Origin of the sequence: Paenibacillus cremeus, assembly GCF_007786445.1 — a bacterium.
Lineage (GTDB): Bacteria > Bacillota > Bacilli > Paenibacillales > NBRC-103111 > Paenibacillus_G > Paenibacillus_G cremeus.
The window spans coordinates 1-1,563 of sequence record NZ_VNJI01000121.1; the positions used below are offsets into that span (position 1 = coordinate 1).

1 protein-coding gene is annotated in these 1,563 nt (G+C 45.7%); it reads right to left on the reverse strand.

Translation table 11 applies throughout. The features are described 5' to 3' along the window. Positions 1-91 precede the first annotated feature (91 nt). A complete protein-coding gene (locus tag FPZ49_RS35075; RefSeq protein WP_144855360.1) occupies positions 92-1,543 on the reverse strand; it encodes an IS1182 family transposase in 1,452 nt (483 codons plus the stop codon). Between the last annotated feature and the right edge of the window lie 20 nt (positions 1,544-1,563).

The following is a 1,563-nucleotide window of genomic DNA, read 5'->3' on the forward strand; positions in this document are numbered from 1 at the left end:
TAAGGTTTTTGTTTAGAGGCTTATCAATGCAAAAAGAAGACATCGCCTCCTAGGGATAGATGTCTTCTTTTTGTTGTATCGGCTTATTGCCTTAATCCTTGAGCTTCAAGATTCGCTTGAGATTTACTGCGAAGATTGCCATTGCTCCTTGCAGCTCCAAGCCTAAAAGACCCGAGGATGTGGCTACATCGTACCCGTGTCTGTGTTTCAGTTCGCTGTTCTTAGCCTCAATCTTGTACCGTTCTTTCGATTTCAATTTGAAATAATCGCTGTCTTGGAATGCCATTTGCTCCGAGTGCTCGTCGGATTTTATGCTCACAGAATAGGTTTTTGTCTTGGCCCCTTCCTTGTAGCATCCTTCTTTAAACAAACATCGCTTGCATTTGTCCACGTCAAAATAATACGTATCTACTTGGTTTGTGCTAACATCTTTCTTTCCTTGTCGTGCCTTGCGAATTGCCATGTGGCCCGCTTTACAGACGTACAAGCCTGCATCTTTGTTGAACTCAAATTCTTCTTCTTTCTTGCGATTGCCCTGCGTAATCATCGGGTTTAATTTGGCCACCAGTTCTATGTCATTCGTCTTTGTGTAGATGAGATTGTCCTTCTCCGAATACGCTGTATCTCCAATTACCGTTTGGACATCTAACCCCGCGGCCTTGCTTTTTTCAATCAGGGCTTGCAGTTGTTTCCCGTCATTCTTTTCGCCAGTTGTGACAATAGCCGCTGTAATAATGCGTTCCTCCGTCATCGGCAAATGAGTCTTGTACCCGAAGAAGGACGAGTCCGCACTTTTATGCCCGACCCGTGCATCAGCGTCTTCCAAAATCCGAAGCTGCTGCACATCATCTCGAATTGTTTCCTTCAGCAAGTTAAGCGGTTCCTGGAGTTTTGGTACATGGGGAATGTTCAATTCATGTTCAATGGTATGAATGAGCTTGTTGCAGTAGTCGATCTCATCCTCCAAGACTGTGCTGGTGTTTTTCGTCGGAAGCTTGTCCCTCACGGCTTCGTCCATGGCGTACAGAGCCTTACGTACTTTCCGTGCCCTTTCTTGCAAGATCTCTTGCGGGGACTTTTGGTTATAGCGCGCTTTGGTGTGTGTGGCATCGACAATGATGGCTGAGCTCTTGAGAAGACCCTTCTCAATGGCGAGTGTGACGGTTTTTCTGATGAGCAAATCCAGCAGGTTCATGTCTTTCAGACGTAGCTTGCGGAACTTAGTCAGGGAGTTAGGGTCGATTACGGGATCTTCCGGTGCCATACCGAGAAAATACTTGAACGATAGGTCATACCTAGACCGCTCGACAATGTCTACATCGGACAGCTCGAAAATCGCTTTCAGTAGCAAGTATTTGAACATTCGGATGGGGTCGATAGCATTTCGTCCGTTGTCCAAGCAATAGTTTGTTTGTAGTTCCTCGTATATGAAGGAGAAGTCCACCAATTCATTGATTTGCCGCAACAAGTTATCCTTCGGCACGATGATGTTGTACAGCTCGGAGTATGGACTTAACATAATTGTCTGCTGTTTTTGAATCACTCGGCTCACCCTATTTCCCC